The 17,276-nt window shown below is 71.2% G+C and carries 15 protein-coding genes; 2 read left to right on the top strand and 13 right to left on the bottom strand.

What is annotated here, in order from left to right; all coding sequences use genetic code 11:
* Positions 1–7: 7 nt before the first annotated feature.
* From VGR32_RS05390 to chpT, 7 genes are all read right to left on the bottom strand, one after another.
* Complete coding sequence (locus VGR32_RS05390; RefSeq protein WP_327448842.1) at positions 8–781, bottom strand: hypothetical protein; 774 nt, start codon at positions 779–781, stop codon at positions 8–10.
* A gap of 122 nt (positions 782–903) precedes the next feature.
* A complete protein-coding gene (gene alaS / locus VGR32_RS05385; protein WP_327448840.1) occupies positions 904–3,552 on the bottom strand; it encodes an alanine--tRNA ligase in 2,649 nt (882 codons plus the stop codon).
* Between the two features lie 346 nt (positions 3,553–3,898).
* On the bottom strand, positions 3,899–4,978 hold the full coding sequence (recA, locus tag VGR32_RS05380) for a recombinase RecA (protein WP_327448838.1): 1,080 nt from the start codon (positions 4,976–4,978) through the stop codon (positions 3,899–3,901).
* Positions 4,979–5,133: 155 nt separating this feature from the next.
* Entirely contained in the window at positions 5,134–6,999 is a 1,866-nt protein-coding gene (locus VGR32_RS05375; protein WP_327448835.1) for a M20/M25/M40 family metallo-hydrolase, read from the bottom strand.
* Positions 7,000–7,056: 57 nt separating this feature from the next.
* The gene (locus tag VGR32_RS05370) at positions 7,057–7,872 is read right to left on the bottom strand and encodes a protein-glutamate O-methyltransferase CheR (protein WP_327448833.1); all 816 of its coding nucleotides are present in this window, start codon (positions 7,870–7,872) and stop codon (positions 7,057–7,059) included.
* Complete coding sequence (locus VGR32_RS05365; protein ID WP_327448831.1) at positions 7,869–8,240, bottom strand: response regulator; 372 nt, start codon at positions 8,238–8,240, stop codon at positions 7,869–7,871. The genes VGR32_RS05370 and VGR32_RS05365 overlap by 4 nt, the downstream gene beginning before the upstream one ends.
* Positions 8,241–8,351: 111 nt before the next feature.
* Entirely contained in the window at positions 8,352–8,999 is a 648-nt protein-coding gene (chpT, locus tag VGR32_RS05360; protein WP_327448829.1) for a histidine phosphotransferase ChpT, read from the bottom strand.
* A gap of 63 nt (positions 9,000–9,062) precedes the next feature.
* Between chpT and cysQ the strand changes: the two genes are divergently transcribed.
* Positions 9,063–9,848, top strand: a complete 786-nt coding sequence (cysQ, locus tag VGR32_RS05355) for a 3'(2'),5'-bisphosphate nucleotidase CysQ (protein WP_327448827.1) — start codon at positions 9,063–9,065, stop codon at positions 9,846–9,848.
* On the opposite strand, the gene VGR32_RS05350 is transcribed toward cysQ, so the two are convergent.
* Positions 9,845–11,050 carry a hypothetical protein gene (locus VGR32_RS05350; RefSeq protein WP_327448825.1) on the bottom strand — a complete coding sequence of 402 codons (1,206 nt, stop codon included), beginning with the start codon at positions 11,048–11,050 and terminating at the stop codon, positions 9,845–9,847. The genes cysQ and VGR32_RS05350 overlap by 4 nt on opposite strands.
* A 159-nt stretch (positions 11,051–11,209) precedes the next feature.
* On the opposite strand from VGR32_RS05350, the gene VGR32_RS05345 reads away from it, so the two are divergent.
* Complete coding sequence (locus tag VGR32_RS05345) at positions 11,210–12,316, top strand: alkene reductase (protein ID WP_327448823.1); 1,107 nt, start codon at positions 11,210–11,212, stop codon at positions 12,314–12,316.
* Between the two features lie 4 nt (positions 12,317–12,320).
* Here VGR32_RS05345 and VGR32_RS05340 read toward each other — a convergent pair whose 3' ends face one another.
* The 5 genes from VGR32_RS05340 to VGR32_RS05320 form a co-directional block, all read right to left on the bottom strand.
* Positions 12,321–13,343, bottom strand: a complete 1,023-nt coding sequence (locus VGR32_RS05340; RefSeq protein ID WP_327448821.1) for a hypothetical protein — start codon at positions 13,341–13,343, stop codon at positions 12,321–12,323.
* A gap of 76 nt (positions 13,344–13,419) precedes the next feature.
* Positions 13,420–15,051: a peptide chain release factor 3 gene (locus VGR32_RS05335; RefSeq protein ID WP_327448819.1), complete on the bottom strand. Its 1,632-nt coding sequence runs from the start codon at positions 15,049–15,051 to the stop codon at positions 13,420–13,422.
* A gap of 48 nt (positions 15,052–15,099) precedes the next feature.
* Complete coding sequence (locus VGR32_RS05330; RefSeq protein WP_327448817.1) at positions 15,100–15,489, bottom strand: VOC family protein; 390 nt, start codon at positions 15,487–15,489, stop codon at positions 15,100–15,102.
* A gap of 54 nt (positions 15,490–15,543) precedes the next feature.
* The gene (locus VGR32_RS05325) at positions 15,544–16,869 is read right to left on the bottom strand and encodes an amidohydrolase family protein (protein ID WP_327448815.1); all 1,326 of its coding nucleotides are present in this window, start codon (positions 16,867–16,869) and stop codon (positions 15,544–15,546) included.
* A 90-nt stretch (positions 16,870–16,959) separates the two neighbouring features.
* Positions 16,960–17,265, bottom strand: a complete 306-nt coding sequence (locus tag VGR32_RS05320; RefSeq protein WP_327448814.1) for a flagellar hook-basal body complex protein FliE — start codon at positions 17,263–17,265, stop codon at positions 16,960–16,962.
* Positions 17,266–17,276 lie beyond the last annotated feature (11 nt).

Raw genomic sequence — 17,276 nt, 5'->3', positions numbered from 1 at the left:
TTCGTTCTCAGCGGGGCCGCAGCAGGCCGCCGAGGCCGCCCGGCAGGGGCCCGGTTCCGCCCGGCTGACCATGCGAGCCGCCGTTGGAAGGCTGCAGGACGCCGCCGACCGTACCGACGACCCCGCCGACCACGCCCCCGGCATGGCCGGATCCGGAGCCTTGCGTGCCGCTCACGCCGACGCCGACCGTCTGTCCGCCCGACAGGACGTTGCCGGTGACGTTCGTCCCCTGTTGACCGTTCGGCGAAAGGACGCCGACGCCGATCAGGTTCGAGCCGCCCTGACCCAGGACCTGATGGCCGCCCACGTTCACGCCCAGCAGTCCGGTCGGCGTGCCGCCGGAGGTGGTGGCGGTCGTGCCCGCCCCCGTGCCGACGGAGACGACCTGCCCGCCCGACAGGGCGCCGACGGTCGCCACGGAGCCGGTGGCCTGGGTCGGGGACAGGACGCTGACGCCCAAGGGTCCGGTCTGGCCCGGCGTGCCGACCAGGGTCTGGTCGCCGATGGTCACGGCGCCGGCGCCGCCCAGAAGTCCGCCGGAACCGCCGCCCATGCCGGGAAGGCCGTCCATGCCCGGCAGGCCGGCCGCGCCCGGGTCGCCCTTCGGCCCCTGCGGACCGGCCGGCCCCTCGGGACCGGCGGCTCCGGGCGTTCCGGCGTAGCCGCCGCCGCCGGAGAAGGTGTGTCGCGTCTTGCCGCCGCAGGCCGCCAGACTGAGGGCGGCCACCGAAATGAGGCAGGCCGTCGCGAGAGACTTCCTTTCAACCAGAGAGCGCATCATCGTTTCCTCCTGTGCGATGCTCAGGTGGAAAAGAACAGCGGTCTCCTGACCGTTCCGCTAATCACGCAGTCGTGTAAAAGCTATTTGATTCAGCAAGTTACGTTAGGATTTCGTTTACCGCGTCAGCCCGCCAAGGCCGCCCGGACGGCGGCGAGACCCTGCTCGGCCCTCGCGCCGTCGGGCGCGCCGCCCTGGGCGAAGTCGGGCTTGCCGCCGGCGCCCTGCCCGCCCATCGCAATGACGGCGGCGCGCGCCAGATCGGCGGCGTTGACGCGTCCCGCCATGTCCGAGGTCGTCGCGACGGTGACGGCCGCCCTGCCGTCCGTCACGCCGATCAGCGCCACGACGCCGGAGCCGACCTGCTTGCGGAAGTCCTCGGCCACGCCGCGCAGGCCCTTGCCGTCGACGCCGTCCAGCACCCGGGCGATCAGCTTCACGCCGCCGATCTCCTCGGGGGCGGACGAGGCGCCCGACCCGCCGCCCAGCGCCAGTTGCTTCTTCAGCTCGGCGACCTGCTTCTCCAGCGTCTTCACCGACGCCTGAAGGCCTTCCACGCGCGCGGTCACGTCGGCGGGCTGAACCTTGAAGTCTCGGGCCAGACCGCGGGCAACCTTGGCCTGCCCCTCGACGTAAAGGCGCGCGGCCTCGCCCGTCAGCGCCTCGATGCGGCGCACGCCCGCCGCCACGCCGCCCTCCGATACGATCTTGAACAGGGCGATGTCGCCGGTGCGCGCCACGTGCGTGCCGCCGCACAGTTCCACGGAATAGGGCTTGTTGTCGGTCGTCAGCGAGCGACCGAGGGTCAGCACGCGGACCTCGTCGCCATACTTCTCGCCGAACAGGGCGATGGCGCCGGCCTCGATGGCCTCCTGCGGGGCCATGAGCTTCGTCTCGGCCGGGACGTTCTGGCGGATGACCGCGTTGACCTCGGCCTCGATCGCCTCCAGCTCGGCCTCGGTCACGGGGGCGCCGTGACTGAAGTCGAAGCGGGCGCGTTCGGCGTCGACCAGCTGGCCCTTCTGCGCCACGGCGGCGCCCAGCACGTTCTTCAGGGCCGTGTGCAGCAGGTGGGCGGCGGAGTGGTTGGCGCGCGTGGTGCGGCGCTTCTCGGCGTCGACCAACTGGGCCACGCGGGCGCCGGTGGTCAGCGTGCCCGAGGTGATCTGCGCCGACAGGACGTGCAGGTCGCCGGCCTGCTTGCGCACGTCGATGACGTCGGCCGTGCCGCCCGGCCATTCCAGCGTCCCGTGATCGCCCGCCTGGCCGCCGCTCTCGGCGTAGAAGGGCGTGGCGTCGAACAGCACCTCGACGATGTCGCCGACGTTCGCGACGTCGACCGCCGCGCCGTCCTTCATCAGGGTCAGGACCTCGCCCGAGCCGTCGGTCGCGTCGTAGCCGGTGAAGACCGTCGGCCCGAGGCGGTCGCGGATCGACAGCCATTCGCCGGCGTTCGCCGTCTGGCCCGAGCCCTTCCAGTGCTCGCGCGACCGCGCGCGCTGCTGGGCCATGGCGTCCTGGAAGCCGGCCTCGTCCACGCCGAAGCCGCGACGCCGCGCCTCGTCCTGCGTCAGGTCCAGCGGGAAGCCGTAGGTGTCGGACAGGGTGAAGGCGGTCTGGCCGTCCAGCATGTCGCCGGGGCGGAAGCCCTGCACGGCCGTGTCGAACAGGCTCATGCCCTTCGACAGGGTGGTGCGGAAGCGGACCTCTTCCTGCTTCAGCGTGTCTTCCACGAAGGCTTGGGCGCGCTTCAGTTCGGGATAGGCCTCGCCCATTTCCGACACGAGCGTCGGCACCAGACGGTGCATCAGCGGCTCGGCGGCGCCGAGCAGGTGCGCGTGGCGCATGGCGCGGCGCATGATGCGGCGCAGGACGTAGCCTCGACCCTCGTTCGAGGGCGTCACGCCGTCGGCGATGAGGAAGGAAGAGCTGCGGAGGTGATCGGCGATGACGCGGTGGCTGGCCGCCATGTCGCCGTTCGCGTCGGTCGAGGTGGCGTCGGCCGAGGCCGCGATGAGCGTCTGGAACAGGTCGGTGTCGAACACCGAGTTCTTGCCCTGAAGCACGCTGGCGATGCGTTCCAGACCCATGCCGGTGTCGACGCTGGGCTTGGGAAGGGAACGGACGATCTCGTCGTTCTCCTTCTCGAACTGCATGAAGACGTTGTTCCAGATCTCCACGAACCGGTCGCCGTCCTCGTCAGGCGAGCCGGGCGGGCCGCCGGGGACGTGGTCGCCGTAGTCCCAGAAGATCTCCGTGCAGGGACCGCACGGCCCATTGTCGCCCATGGCCCAGAAATTGTCCGAGCCGGCGATGCGGATGATCTTGTCGTCGGAGAAGCCGGTGACCTTCTTCCAGATCGCGGCGGCTTCGTCGTCGTCGACGTAGACGGTGACCAGCAGGCGCTTCGGATCCAGGCCGAAGTCCTTCGTGACCAGCTGCCAGGCGCGGTCGATGGCGTGGTCCTTGAAGTAGTCGCCGAAGGAGAAATTCCCCAGCATTTCGAAGAAGGTCAGGTGACGCGCCGTGTAGCCGACGTTGTCCAGATCGTTGTGCTTGCCGCCGGCGCGGACGCACTTCTGCGAGGACACGGCCCGCGGCGACGGCGGACGCGCCGCGCCGGTGAAGTAGTCCTTGAAGGGGACCATGCCGGCGTTGACGAACAGCAGCGTCGGATCGTTCTGCGGCACCAGCGGCGCCGAGTGGATCTTCTGGTGACCGTCGGCCTCGAAGAAGTCGAGGAAGGTCGAGCGGATCTGCTTCAGGCTGGCCATGGGTGTCGGACGCGCGTCAGGGAGAGGGATCGGGCGTCATATAGGGTTTTGCCGGGGGGCGCATCACCCGGACGTGATCCGGTGAGGGCGTCATGAAACGGGAATGGCCGCCCGACCCGGCGGGGTCAGGCGGCCGGCCCCGGCCCGGCCCCCACGGGGTCGGTGGCGGGTCGTGGCGACCCGGCCGGGGGTTCATGTGAGAGTCCGGAAAAAAAGACTCTCATTTCCATCACCGGGCCGGACCGGGGTCGAGAGGCGCGCCCGCGGCGGCCGCGCCCCGCCGTCTCACGCCGAAGCGCGTTCCGCCTCCCCCATCGCTGCCTGTCGGTGGCAGGAGGAGCGAGGGTCAGCCCTCGAGGTCCTGACCCTCGTCGGGTTCGGGCGTGCCCATGAGGTCGTCGGCGATCTTGTTGGTCGACTGGCGCACGGCCTTCTCGATGGCCACGGCGACGTCCGGGTTGGCCTTCAGGAAATCGCGCACGTTCTCGCGGCCCTGACCGATCCGGGTGGAGTCGTAGCTGAACCAGCTGCCCGACTTCTCGATCACGCCGGCCTTGACGCCCAGGTCGATGATCTCGCCGATCTTGGAGATGCCCTCGCCGTACATGATGTCGAAGATGACCTCGCGGAACGGCGGGGCGACCTTGTTCTTGACCACCTTCACGCGGGTGGTGTTGCCCACCACCTCGTCGCGGTTCTTGATCGCGCCGGTGCGACGGATGTCGAGGCGGACCGAGGCGTAGAACTTCAGCGCGTTGCCGCCGGTCGTCGTTTCAGGCGAGCCGTACATCACCCCGATCTTGTGACGGATCTGGTTGATGAACAGCACGATGCACTTCGACTTGTTGATCGAGCCGGTCAGCTTGCGCAGGGCCTGCGACATCAGGCGGGCCTGAAGGCCCGGCAGGCTGTCGCCCATCTCGCCCTCGATTTCGGCCTTGGGCGTCAGGGCCGCGACCGAGTCGACGACGACGATGTCGACGGCGCCCGAACGCACCAGGGTGTCGACGATTTCCAGCGCCTGCTCGCCGTTGTCGGGCTGGCTGACCAGCAGGTCGTCGAGATTGACGCCCAGCTTCTGGGCGTAGACCGGGTCCAGCGCGTGTTCCGCGTCGACGAAGGCGGCGACGCCGCCCGCCTTCTGGATTTCGGCCACGGTGTGCAGGGCCAGCGTCGTCTTGCCCGAGGACTCGGGACCGAACACCTCGATCACCCGGCCCTTGGGCAGGCCGCCGATGCCGAGCGCCATGTCGAGGCCGAGCGAGCCGGTCGAGATGCTCTCGATCTCGGCCACGACGCCCGCCTTGCCCAGCTTCATCACCGAGCCCTTGCCGAAGGCGCGGTCGATCTGGGCGATCGCCGCCTCCAGAGCCCGCGCCTTGTCGCCGTCTTCCTTGCCCACCAGTTTCAAAGCCGCCTGTGACATCGCCTTCGTCTCCCTTGCCATGATTCCCGTCGTGGTTCGGGAGAGACCCGCCATGGACCCGCCCCCTGTTTCGTGAGGCGGACTATGTGCACGGTTTGTTCCGGTTGCCAATATGTTCTTTTCCGCGCGCCTCCGGCATGCGACCGTTTCTGTCGTCAGCCGACCTGCGCGGCCTCGTCCTGAGGTGGTTGGGCGACGGTCCCGGCGAAGCTGACCCCGGCTCCTGCGATCAGCACGACGGCCGCGACGGCGGCCATCCCCCGGCCCGCCGACTTCCACAAAGGCCGCAGGGCGGCGAGCGCCAGCAAGGCCAGCGGCGCCAGGACGCCGGGCAGATCCATGCCGATGCCGAGGAACACGGGATGCGCCATGGCCAGCGCCCATCCGGCGGTCAGCGCGCCGACGGCGCTGATCGTCAGGGCCCCCGGGGTCCGGTCCAGTCCGGGATCGAAACGGGCCGCGACGGCCGCCGCAAGGGCGATCGCCAACGCGGGCCAGGCGAACAGGAAGGCCGTCGTGGGCGCCGCGATCTGGGCGGCGGTCGCCAGCAGGAGGAGGAGGCCGAGGAGACCCAGCCAGGCCGGCCACGCGCCTCTGGGCCCGGCGATGAGGCTGAGCCCGGCGCCCACGGCGGCGGCGCCCAGCACGATGGGCCGGGCGTCGGGGTCCAGCAGGCAGGGAAGCGCCAGCAGCAGCACAAGTCCGGCGGTCAGCCGACGATCCACCGCCCCGCGGCCGCCGAGGGCCATGAGCGCGACGGCCAGCGCCGCGAGGGCCGCGCCGGCCTCAAGCCAGGGCAGTCGCGACAGCAGGGCGTAGTAGACCGAAGCGTCTTCGGCGCGCGCGGCCGAAGGACCGCCGAGCGCCCGCAAGGCGTGGGCGGCGACCACGGCCACCGACAGAAACCAGAGGCCTTCCAGCGCACCGCGCCCGATCTCCCCCCAACGCACGGCGCCGCGCCGGCCGAGCGCGATCAGGCTGAAGCCGGTCAGCAGCAGGGTCACGGCCAGCACGCCCCAGCCGGCGGCAGGCGTCGTCGCGATCACGACGCGTCCGAAGACGTCCGCCCAGACCGCGTCGTCCCCCGCGCGCGGCAGCGTCTCGGCCGAGGCCAGCAGGGCCGCCGTCTCCAGCGTCTGGGACCCGATGTGTTGAAGACTGCCGCGGTCGAGGGCGGCGGGCGTGGACAGCGGCGTGTGGTACTGCTCGGGCCGGCCGATGAAGGCGAGGTTCAAGCCCTGCACGCCGCGCTCGCGCGGCACGGTGAAGTCCGACCCGTTGGGCATCAGCTCGTACACGAACGCGGCGAGGGAGTTGGTGGTGACGCCGCCGTCCGGCCGGGTGCGGGCGAACAGGGCGACCGTCTCCGCATTGCCCCGGCCCGTCTCGAACATCATGGCCCGGCCGCCGCCCCCGCGCGCCTCGAGGTTGATCACCGCGCCGATGCGGTCGCGCAGGGGATGGCCGCCGAAGAAGGCGCGGGCGCCGTCGAGGTTGAGTTCCTCCGCGTCGGTGATCAGAACGATCACGTCGCGAACGCGGGGGCCCCGCGCCTGCAGGGCCCGCACGGTTTCCAGCACCGCGGCGACGCCGGTCGCGTCGTCGGCCGCGCCGGGCGAGCCGGCGACCGAGTCGTGGTGCGCCATCAGCAGCACGGCGGGAAGCTCCCGCCGCGTGCCGGGCAGGACGCCGATCAGACTCGTCGCGCCGAGGCCGGTGGCGTCGACGCCCCACCCCTCGAGCCGCCGGACCGCCGCGGGCGACAGCACGCCCGTCTGCCGGGCCGGATCCAGACCCAGCGCCGTCATGCGTGCCGTCAGATGGGTCAGGACGCGCGCGTGGGCGGCCGAGCCCACCGGATGCGGTTCCGCCGCGACGGCCCGGACGTCGAGCATCGCCCGGCCCGCCGAGAAGGCCGTCGCGGGCGCGTCGGCGCCGCGCGGCGCCGGCGTCAGGTTGGAGAAGACCGCGAGGGCGAGCGCGGCCGCAAGCGCCGTCGGCAGCCAGATCCATCGCGGCATCAGCCCCTCCCATTCGGAAGGGCCAGCCTAGATGGCCCGCGCGGCGAAGGTAAGGGTTCAGGCCGCGCGCCGGAGCGCGCCGTGGGCCTTGACGTACAGGCCCGGTCGCCCGGCCACGGGGCGGAAGGCGACGGTGTCCGACGACAGGTTTTCGGCGGGTCCGACGAACAGGCAGCCGTCGTCGGCCAGCGCACGCTCCAGATGGTCCAGCGCGAGCGCCCGCCGTTGCGGATCCATGGAGCCCAGAACGTGTCGGCAGAAGACGACGTCGAAACGACCGCCGTCGGGCGCCGGCTCCAGCAGGTTGGCGCGCTGGACCTCGATCCGGTCGCGCAGGTCCTGACGGGCGACCCAGCGGTCGCCGTCGCGGACGAACCAGCGGATCATGGCCCGGGCCGAGAGACCGCGCTGGACCTCGAAGCCGGAGTAGGCGGCGGCGCGCACGCGTTCCAGCGAGGCGCGGTTCAGATCGGTGGCCAGTACCTCGGCCTCGACGCCCTTCTCCGCGGCGGCCATGGCCAGCGACCAGGCCTCCTGCCCCGTCGAGCAGCCGGCCGACCACAGCCGGACGCGCCCGCCCGGCCGCGCGGCGGACAGGGCCGGCAGGAGCTGGTCGGCGAACACGGCGAAGCTTTCGCGGTCCCGACGGAACCACGTCTCCGGGTCCAGAAGCGCCTCGATCACCGACCACGCGGTGGAGGCGGCGGGCCTGGCCCACAGCGAGGCCAGCAGGGCGGCCGCATCGTCGAAGCCTTCGCGCCGCGCCACCGGCGCGAGCCGATGCTCGGCCAGCTTCATCCGGTCGCGCGCCAGCCGCTGACCGGTGCGCCCGAGCACGAGGGTCTGGAGACGCTCGAAGTCGTCGGACGTCATGTCACGCCCGCCTCTTCGAACTTGGAGGCCAGAACCTCGCCGTCGAACGGCTTCATGACGTATTCGTCCGCCCCCGCGGCCAGGGCCTCGGAGATCCGCTCGGGATCGGACTCGATGCTGCAGAACAGCACCTTGGGCCGGTCGCCGTTCGGCAGCGCGCGAAGGCGGCGCAGGAACGTCAGCCCGTCCATGACCGGCATGTTCCAGTCCAGCAGGATCACGTCCGGAAGGGCGGCGGAGCACTGGGCCAGGGCCTCGGCGCCGTCGGCCGCCTCGTCGACCTCATAGCCCAGCCCCTCGACGATGCGGCGCGAGACCTTCCGGATGATCCGGCTGTCGTCGACGATCAGGCAGGTGCGGGGGTCCAAGGGCGGCGTCCGGAGCGACGGGTCAGGGATTTTGCGAGACGCCCCATGATCGCCGCCGGCGGGTTAACGAGTGGTTGGAACTCAGTGCTAAGCGCCGTTAGCCACGCCGCGTCAGGCCGGCAGGTCCGCCGCCAGCCGGACGCGACCGTCCTCCGCCTGAACCTGCAGCGTGCCGCCCATGCGGCGGACGGCCAGCCACAGCCAGTGCGGCTGGATCCACTGGCCGGGCAATCCCTCGTCCAGCGGCAGGCCGGCCAGCCCGGCGGCGGCTTCGGGCTTCAGCCGGGCCCGGGCGCCCGAGGCGACGCCCTCGATCGTCAACCGGTCGCCTTCGACACGGACCGCCACCGTGGCCTCGCCGCCCGACGGCAGGGCGCCCATGGTCATGTAGGCGAGGTTGAGCAGGACCCGCGCCGAGGCCTTCGACAGGGTCGCGGGCTGGACGTTCCAGACCAGCGTGGCGCGGCCGCCGTCGGTGAGGTCGCGCACCAGCTTCTCGAGGGTCTCCCCGGTGAAGGTCTCGGCCGAGGAGGCCGCGCCGAAGGCCACGCGCGCGAAGTCGACCACGGCGAGCAGGCGCGTCGCGCTCTGGCGGATCAGGGCCAGGGCGTCGTCGCGCATGTCCTGCGCCGACGGATCCTCCAGCAGGTCCAGACCCTGCGACACGGCGCCGGCCGGGCTGATGAAGTCGTGGCACAGCTTGGCGGCGACGAGGGCGGCCAGCTCGGTTTCGTCGCGGTCGGCGAAGGCGTCGGTCATGGCCGTGAAGCTGGCCTGATTTGGCCCTTCGCGGGAAGGGGTCCGATGGGCTAATCCCCGGCCATGACCGCCGCCCCCTCCCCGCTCGACGCTCTGGCCGCCGGAACCCTGATCGACGCGCTGGCCGACATCGCCGAGGCGGCCGCGTCCGTGATCCGCCCGTACTGGCGCACGGGCGTGGTCGCGGACGCCAAGGCCGACGACAGCCCGGTGACGCGCGCCGACCGGGAAGCCGAGGCGCTGATCCTGGAGCGGCTGTCGGAGTTGTGGCCCCAGACGCCCGCGGTGGCGGAGGAGGCTTCGGAAGCGCAGGGTCGGCCGGAGACGGCGCCCGGGCTGTTCTGGCTCGTCGATCCGCTGGACGGCACGCGCGGCTTCGTCCGCGGCGACGAGCAGTTCACGGTCAACATCGCGCTGATCCGGGGACGCCGTCCCGTCGCGGGCGTGGTCACGGCGCCGGCGTTGAATCTGACGTGGGCCGGCGGGCCGACCGGGGCCGTTCGCCGCCACGTCGGCGGCGCGTGGGAGACGATCCGGGTGCGGCCGCGCCCCGCGGTGGCGCTGGCCCTCATGAGCCGCGGCGTGAAGCCGGAGGACGCCGCGAAACTGGCGGAGCTGCACGGCTGCGTCGAATGGCGCGGCGAGGACAGTTCACTGAAGTTCTGCCGCATCGCCGAGGGCGCGTGCGACGTCTATCCCCGCACCGGGCCGACGTCGGAATGGGACACCGCGGCCGGACAGGCCGTGCTGGAGGCCGCCGGCGGTCGGGTGCTGGGACCCGACGGCGCACCTCTGGCCTATGGCAAGGCCGGCTTCATGAACGGGGCCTTCACCGCCTACGGCGCCTAGAGCGACAGCAGGGCCTCGGCCTGGCGGGCCAGCAGGGGGCAACCCTCTTCAGCGGCCACCTCGGCGGCGGTCGCCAGCATGAGCCCGGTCTCCCCCGCCGGCGCGTCGAACAGGCGGGCGCGGGCGAGCGCCACGCGCGCCAGGCCGATCTGGTCGGCCGCCCAGTCCAGCGGCGCGGCCGGGACGGAGACGCGACGACGCAGCTCGGCCTGAACGGAATCGAGCGCCGCCGGATCTCCCGCGACCTCCGCGGCGGCGACCCTGTCGGCGGACAGTCGTTCGCGGGCCAGCGCACCGAGCACGAGGCCGGCTCCGGCCGAGCGACACAGGGCCTCGACCGCGACCAGCCGCGCCGAGCCGGCCCCGGACGCCATCTGAACCGCACACCAGTCCAGGGGGCTGTGGTCCGGCGTGAACTGATCGCCGGCCGCCTCGAGCAGTGCGCGGGCCTGTTCCCGGGCCGGGGCGTCGTCGGCCAGGGCGGCGAGGGCCGCGAGACCCGAGGCGCTGAGGGCCAGGGCGCGCGCCCGGGTCAGGGGGCGGCGCTCGGCGGGACAGGCCTCGACGAGGGCGAAGAGATCGCGCCCCGCCTGATCGAGCAGGCGGGCGTCGCGCTGGGCGATGCCGGCTTCCAGCGTCAGACCCGCGCGATCCAGCCGCACCGCCTCGGCCAGGGGATCTGCGGATCCGTCCAGACCATGGACGGCGAGGTCCAGCAAGGCGGCGGCTTCCAGCAGGCGGACCGGGCGCCCGTCCAGCCGGGCCTTGCGCGACGAGATCCGGGCATGAACCGCGACCGTCGCCTGCCGGCCGGAATCGCGGGCGATCAACTGCGCCGCCTGATCGAGCAGGGCGGGTCCGCCGTAGAGGTCGAAGCGGAGCAGCAGCGACTGGGCCAGCGCGCAGCGCGCCTCTTCAAGACGGACCGCGGCGTGGGCGGCACGCTCGGCGTCGCGCGCTGCGTCGTCGGCGTGGTCCAGAGCGTCCTTGCGGCCCGTGCGGGCGGCCAGCTCGCGCCAGAGGGCGGCGGCGGTGAGCCAGGCCTGATCCGGTTTTGCGCAGGAGGTCCGGCCCGCGTCGATGGAGGCGCGCCGCGCCTCCGCCTCCACCAGCTCCACGCCGATCAGTTCCAGCCATCCGAGATCGTCGCGGTCCCGCTCGCGGCCGAAAAGGCGACGCAAATCCTTGCCGAACTCGAACATGGCGCACTCCCGGCCCGTCCCGCCGTGGGACGCTGAACCTTCTCCAGTCCAGCCACAAGCAAATGCGCGGCCGGAAGGTCGGTTCGAAGGGCTGACCCGACCTTGCGCAAACCGGATCGCCCCATATCTGCATCAGCACCTGTTGCAGGAGCAGAACAGATGTCCTCCCCCCTTTTCGAACCTATCGCGCTCGGCGCGCTGAACCTGAAGAACCGCATCGCCATGGCGCCCATGACCCGCAGCCGCGCGGCGCCGGGCGAAGTGATCAACGCGACCGCCGCCACCTATTACGCCCAGCGCGCGGGGGCGGGCCTGATCATCTCCGAGGCCACGCAGATCAGCCGATCCGGTCAGGGCTATCCACACACGCCCGGCGTCTTCACCGACGACCAGGTGAGGGGCTGGAAGATCGTGACGGACGCCGTGCACGCCGCCGGCGGCCTGATCGTCGCCCAGCTGTGGCACGTGGGTCGGGTGTCGCTGTCCGACTATCAGCCCGACGGCCTGCCGGGCTTCGCCCCCTCGGCCGTCGCGGCGCAGGGCAAGGGCATGCGTCCCGACTTCTCCCTGACTGAGTTCGAAACGCCGCGCGCCCTGACGGTCGAGCAGATCAAGGCGGTCGTCGCCGACTACGCCCACGCGGCCGAGATGGCGAAGAAGGCCGGGTTCGACGGGGTCGAGATCCACGGCGCCAACGGCTACCTGATCGATCAATTCCTCAAGGACGGCGCGAACCGGCGCACCGACCGCTACGGCGGCTCGCTGGAGAACCGCGCACGTTTCATGCTGGAGGTCGTGGACGCGGTGGTGAAGGTCTGGGGCGCCGACCGGACCGCCATTCGCCTGTCGCCCTCGAACGGAGCCAACGGCACGGTCGATTCCGACCCGGCCTCGATCTTCCTGCACGCCGCGGCGGCTCTGAAGCCATACGGCCTGGCCTTCCTGCACCTGATCGAGGGCGAGCCGGACACCCCGATGTCGATCAAGGACGGCGCACCCCAGCTGGCCGCCAGGATCCGCGAAGCCTTCGGCGGGCCGGTGATGCTTAACGGCGGGCTGACCCGCGAACTGGCCGAAAAGGCCATCGCGGAGGGTCGCGCCGACCTCGTCAGCGTCGGCGTGCCTTTCCTGGCCAACCCGGATCTCGTCGAACGCTGGAAGACCGGCGCGGAATTGAACGCGCCCGACAGGTCGACCTTCTACGGCGGCGGGGACGCCGGCTACATCGACTATCCGACGCTGGATCAGGTCTCCGAGGCCGCCTGAGGCCTCACCGGGCGCGGATCACCCGGGCGAAACGCCGCCGGGGGTGGTCCGCGCCGACCAGGTCGCGACCCCGGCGGGCGATCACGTCCTCCTTGACCGGCACGGGCTCCAGCCCCGCGAAGCTGCGATAGACGGCCATGGCGATGGCGGCCGGGATCGGCAGCATCAGGGCGGCGATCAGATACAGGGGCGGCCACAGGATGCCGAGCACCAGCGGCGCGAGGAAGCCGACCCCGGCATAGGCCCAGATCTCGGTGCGCTTGAGCCCGCGCAGGGCGTAATGACCCGCCAGCATGCAGACGGCGATCGGCACCGCGCCGATGACGGCCATGGCGACCATCTCAAGACCGGCGTAGTCGACCATCGACCCGGCCCGCTGCAGCGCCGCCCGGCCGGTCAGGTCGGCGATCTGCGTCACCTCGAAGACGATTGTGAAGGCGCCGCGCGCCAGTCCGAACACGATGCCGCCCAGCACGGCGGCCAGCAGCATCAGCGGGATGGAAGTCCGCACCTGGATCGGTCCGGCGAAATAGTCTGCGGCGCCCTGGCTGAAGGCGTCCATGTTCGCCTCCTGCTCCGACGTCACGCCGGCCATGCGGGCGCGCAGGCCGTCCAGATCCTCGGCGTCGTCGATCTCCCAGCCCGCGCGCCAGGCGTAGAGGAAGCCGAAGGCCGCGCCGATGGCGAAGGGGATGATCAGGCCGATCACGCCCTGGCCGCTGCCGAACACGACGGCCAGGCGCGTCGGTCCCTTGAAGCACAGGTACATCGAGACCAGGCTGATCCCGCCCCAGACGGCATAGGCCCAGCGCTCGCCGACGTTGCGGCCCCGCATCGCGAAGTGGCCCAGCGAGAACAGCGCCACGTACATGGCCGAGCCGGCCGCCAGCCAGATCAGCAGCCGGTCATAGGTCCGCAGCGGGTCCGGAAGGTCGAGCATGCCCAGCTTCAGGTGGCCGAACATGAAGGCGCCCGCGAAGACGAAGGCCAGAAACAGGGCGTAGGCGTCCGTGCGGATGCGCGGCATAGGGGACTCCCGAAAGCGGTCCCCTGCCCATCGCCGCCGCGCGCTTAAGGGCCGGTGCAGGCGATGGGTTAACGCCTCAGCCCCGCTCCTTCGTCTTCATGAAGCGGACCTTTTCGAACCGTTCGCCCACATAGCCCGTCTCCCAGCTGGACTTGGCCAGGAACACCGGGGCGGCGTGGATGTCGACAGCCATCTGGGGGCGGTATTTGGCCATGAAGTCCTCGAGGTCGGCCTTGTCGCCCGCGATCCAGCGGGCCTCGGCCCAGGGCGAGGGTTCGAAGACGACGTCGAGGCCGTATTCCTCGCCCAGGCGGTCGGCCATGACCTCGAACTGCAGCTGACCCACGGCGCCGACGATGAAGTCGCTGCCGAGTTCCGGGCGGAACAGCTGGGTCACGCCCTCCTCCGCCAGACCCTCCAGCGCCTTTTTCAGGTGCTTGGCCTTCAGCGGATCCTTGACCCGCACGCGCTGCAGGATTTCCGGGGCGAAGTTCGGCAGGCCGGCGAAGCGGATCAGGCCGCTCTCCGACAGGCTGTCGCCGACGCGGAGCACGCCGTGGTTGGGGATGCCGATGACGTCGCCGGCATAGGCCTCCTCCGCCAGCTCGCGGTCGGAGGCGAAGAACATGATCGGGCTGTTCACCGACAGCGACTTGCCGGTGTTCTGGACCTTCAGCTTCATGCCGCGCCTGAAGCTGCCCGACGCCATGCGGAACATGGCGATGCGGTCGCGGTGGTTCGGGTCCATGTTGGCCTGGACCTTGAAGACGAAGCCTGTGACCTCGGGGCTGCCCGGTTCGACGACCATGTCGAGGGGCTCGGGCGCGTTGCGGGTCTCGGGCGGGGCTTCCCGGCGGGCCTTCAGCGTCTTGGGCGGCGGGGCCCAGTCGGCGATGGCGCGCAGCAGCTCCTCGATGCCGAAGTGGCGGAGCGCCGATCCCCACAGGACGGGCGTCATGTGCCCTTCCAGGAAGGCCTGGCGGTCGAACGGCTTGTAGCCCGCCTCGACCAGCTCCAGCGCGTCGGCCATGTCGGCGTGCTCGCCGCCTTCGAAAAACGCGGCGGCGTCGGTCAGCGGCAGGGCGGCGGGGTGATCCGGATCCTCGTCCGAGCCGGCGACCTTGCGGGCATAGGGCTGGAACGTCCCGTCGCCGACCCTGGCCATGCCACGTAGCCGATTGCCGCTTTCGGCCGGCCACCAGATGGGCGAGGGGTCGAGCTGCAGGCGGCTGGCGATCTCGTCCAGCAGGGCCATGGGGTCCTGGGCCTCGCGGTCCAGCTTGTTGATGAAGGTGATGATCGGGATGTCGCGAAGGCGGCAGACCTCGAACAGCTTCAGCGTCTGCGGCTCGATGCCCTTGGCGGCGTCCAGCACCATGATGGCGCAGTCGGCGGCGGTGAGCGTGCGATAGGTGTCTTCCGAAAAGTCCTCGTGGCCGGGGGTGTCCAGCAGGTTGAACATGCCGCCCTCGAACTCGAACGTCATGACCGAGGCCGAGACGGAGATGCCGCGTTCCTTCTCGATCTTCATCCAGTCCGAGCGCGTGCGCCGGTTCTCGCCGCGCGCCCGCACCGCGCCGGCCGCACGGATCGCCCCACCGGCCAGCAGGATGTGCTCGGTCAGCGTGGTCTTGCCCGCGTCGGGGTGAGCGATGATGGCGAAGGTGCGCCGACGGGCGGCTTCTTCGGCGAGGGTCAGCTTGGACATGAGACTCCTTGGGCGCGCGGGCGATAGCCCGAACGCCGTCTCAAGTCATCACATGCCCTGGATCAGATGCAGGATGTTGCCGTCGGGGTCCCTGAACCAGACCATGCGGGCGTCGCCCGACTTGTGGACGCCGTCCTCGTACGTCGTCTCGGGGAAGTCATACCGCTCGAAGGTCACGCCCTTCGCCCGCAGGTCCGCCACGATCTCCTCGATGCCGCCCGCCACCGGCCAGACAAGGGCGTTGGCCTCGTTGGTGCCGGCGGCGTCCGACACGTAGAGGGTCAGTCGGGTGGCCCCCGTGCGATAGGCGGTCATGGCCTGGCCTTCGGGCGCATCGCCGCCCTCCTCCTCCAGCCCCAGGGTCTCGCCGTAAAAGCGCCGGGCGCGCGCCAGATCAGACACGGCGAGAATGGGCTGGGCGTCGAGATCTTTCAGCATGGCCGCCTCCGTCGGTTTGCCGACGAAAGCGCGGGCGCGGGCCCGACGTTCCGCTCAGCCGCCGCAGACGCGCTCCAGATCCAGCTTCTCCACCCGGCCGCCCCTCATCACGAGGCGCACGTCCTTCAGGGCGTCGAGATGCTGCGTGGGGTCCAGAGGCAAGGCGATCAGGTCGGCGAAGGACCGGGGCCGCAGCACGCCCAGACGGTCGTCGCCGATCATGCGGCCGGCGTTCCAGGTCGCGGTCTGCAGCGCCTCGGCCGGCGTCATGCCGGACTCGACGTAGGCGGTCAGGGTGGCGCGTGAGCCATGACCGCGCCCGGGGCCGTAGGGCATGTAGAGGTCGGAGCCCATGGCGATCGGCACACCGATCCGGTGGGCGCGGGCGAAGCGCTCGCGCGGCCCGGCCAGCATTCCCTCGATCTCGGCGACCGGCGGTCGTGGGGTCCAGCCGGCGCTGAACTCCTGCGCCATCTCGAGCGAAGGGTCCGTCGGGACCAGATACACGCCCTTCCGCGCCATCAGCCGGAGAGTTTCGTCCGACACCTCATAGCCATGCTCGATCGAGGTCACGCCGGCCATGACGGCCTCGCGGATCGCCGCGTCGGAGGTGGCGTGGGCGGCGACCGGAACGCCGTGGCGACGCGCCTCGTCGACGACGGCCTCCAGTTCCGCCACCGACAGGCGGGTCCGCTGCGGCGTGGCCTCCGGATAGACCTTGATGACCCATGCCCCGGCGGCGACGGCCTCGCGCACCGCGGCGCGGGCGTCGTCGGGACCGGTCACGATGCGATACTCCGCGCCGACGAGATGGTGAGGATCGTGCGGCAGGGGCTCCATCTGACCGCCGGCCGGCGCCAGACCAGGACCCGACCCGTAAAGGCGCGGCCCCGGCACGCGACCCTCCGCGAAGCCGCGCGAGAGCTGCAGGTCGAGGAATCGCCCCGAATTGCCGAGGTCGCGGATGGTGGTGAAGCCGGCATCCAGATACTCGCGGCCACGCTTCGCGCCCGACAGGGCGCGCAGGGCGTCGCCCTCGATGCCCGCGTCGATCGCCGCGACCTGGCTGAGCGGCTGGCCTTGCGCCTGCTCCATCAGGATGTGGGTGTGACCGTCGATCAGCCCGGGCAGGACCGAGCAGCGCGACAGGTCGACCACGACCGCGCCGTCGGGAACGGCCAGCCCCTGCCCCACCTCCACGACCAGCTCGCCGCGGATCAGGAGATCGCGCGGTCCGACCATGCGGCCCGCCTCGGAGTCGAACAGGTTCCCGGCGCGCACCATCAGCGCGGGCCCCTGCGGCTGGCGCATTTGCGCTTCGGCGGCGGTGGCGAGGCAGGCGACGGCGAGGGCGGCAAGTGCGGTGAGCGTGCGGGTCATCATGGCTCCGAAGGTGTCGGAGGAAGAGGCGCGGCGGAAGCCCCGCGGATGCGGGAGGCGGATGAAATCGCGGTAAGCCTGACCGACGCGTCAGATCGGCATCCGCATGATCTCCTGATAGGCCTGGATCACCTGGTCGCGCACGGCCATGACGGTTTCCAGCGACGCCTCGGCGGACGAGACGGCGGTGACGACGTCGATCAGGCTGCCCTGGCCCTGCACCGCCATGGACATCTGGCTTTCCGCCGCACGGGTCTGTTCGACCGCACCCTTCATCACGCCGTCCAGAATGGCGCCGAACTCCGATCCCCCGGCCGGGTCCATGCCGCCCGGTCCCCCGACGGCGGCGCCCGACTGGACCGACTGATAGGCCTTGATCGCCGCCATCGGGTTCATGGATCAGGTCC

Origin of the sequence: Brevundimonas sp. (assembly GCF_035935935.1) — a bacterium.
In the GTDB taxonomy this organism is placed as follows: domain Bacteria; phylum Pseudomonadota; class Alphaproteobacteria; order Caulobacterales; family Caulobacteraceae; genus Brevundimonas.
Note: the sequence above shows the minus strand (reverse complement) of the source record. Positions and strands in the feature narration are given on the sequence as shown.

Bases quoted from the DNA above. Each gene is read 5' to 3' on its own strand.
- VGR32_RS05390 (WP_327448842.1), bottom strand. From the start codon at position 781: ATGATGCGCTCTCTGGTTGAAAGGAAGTCTCTCGCGACGGCCTGCCTC.
- alaS (WP_327448840.1), bottom strand. From the start codon at position 3,552: ATGGCCAGCCTGAAGCAGATCCGCTCGACCTTCCTCGACTTCTTCGAG.
- recA (WP_327448838.1), bottom strand. From the start codon at position 4,978: ATGTCACAGGCGGCTTTGAAACTGGTGGGCAAGGAAGACGGCGACAAG.
- VGR32_RS05375 (WP_327448835.1), bottom strand. From the start codon at position 6,999: ATGCCGCGATGGATCTGGCTGCCGACGGCGCTTGCGGCCGCGCTCGCC.
- VGR32_RS05370 (WP_327448833.1), bottom strand. From the start codon at position 7,872: ATGACGTCCGACGACTTCGAGCGTCTCCAGACCCTCGTGCTCGGGCGC.
- chpT (WP_327448829.1), bottom strand. From the start codon at position 8,999: ATGACCGACGCCTTCGCCGACCGCGACGAAACCGAGCTGGCCGCCCTC.
- cysQ (WP_327448827.1), top strand. From the start codon at position 9,063: ATGACCGCCGCCCCCTCCCCGCTCGACGCTCTGGCCGCCGGAACCCTG.
- VGR32_RS05350 (WP_327448825.1), bottom strand. From the start codon at position 11,050: ATGTTCGAGTTCGGCAAGGATTTGCGTCGCCTTTTCGGCCGCGAGCGG.
- VGR32_RS05345 (WP_327448823.1), top strand. From the start codon at position 11,210: ATGTCCTCCCCCCTTTTCGAACCTATCGCGCTCGGCGCGCTGAACCTG.
- VGR32_RS05340 (WP_327448821.1), bottom strand. From the start codon at position 13,343: ATGCCGCGCATCCGCACGGACGCCTACGCCCTGTTTCTGGCCTTCGTC.
- VGR32_RS05335 (WP_327448819.1), bottom strand. From the start codon at position 15,051: ATGTCCAAGCTGACCCTCGCCGAAGAAGCCGCCCGTCGGCGCACCTTC.
- VGR32_RS05330 (WP_327448817.1), bottom strand. From the start codon at position 15,489: ATGCTGAAAGATCTCGACGCCCAGCCCATTCTCGCCGTGTCTGATCTG.
- VGR32_RS05325 (WP_327448815.1), bottom strand. From the start codon at position 16,869: ATGACCCGCACGCTCACCGCACTTGCCGCCCTCGCCGTCGCCTGCCTC.
- VGR32_RS05320 (WP_327448814.1), bottom strand. From the start codon at position 17,265: ATGAACCCGATGGCGGCGATCAAGGCCTATCAGTCGGTCCAGTCGGGC.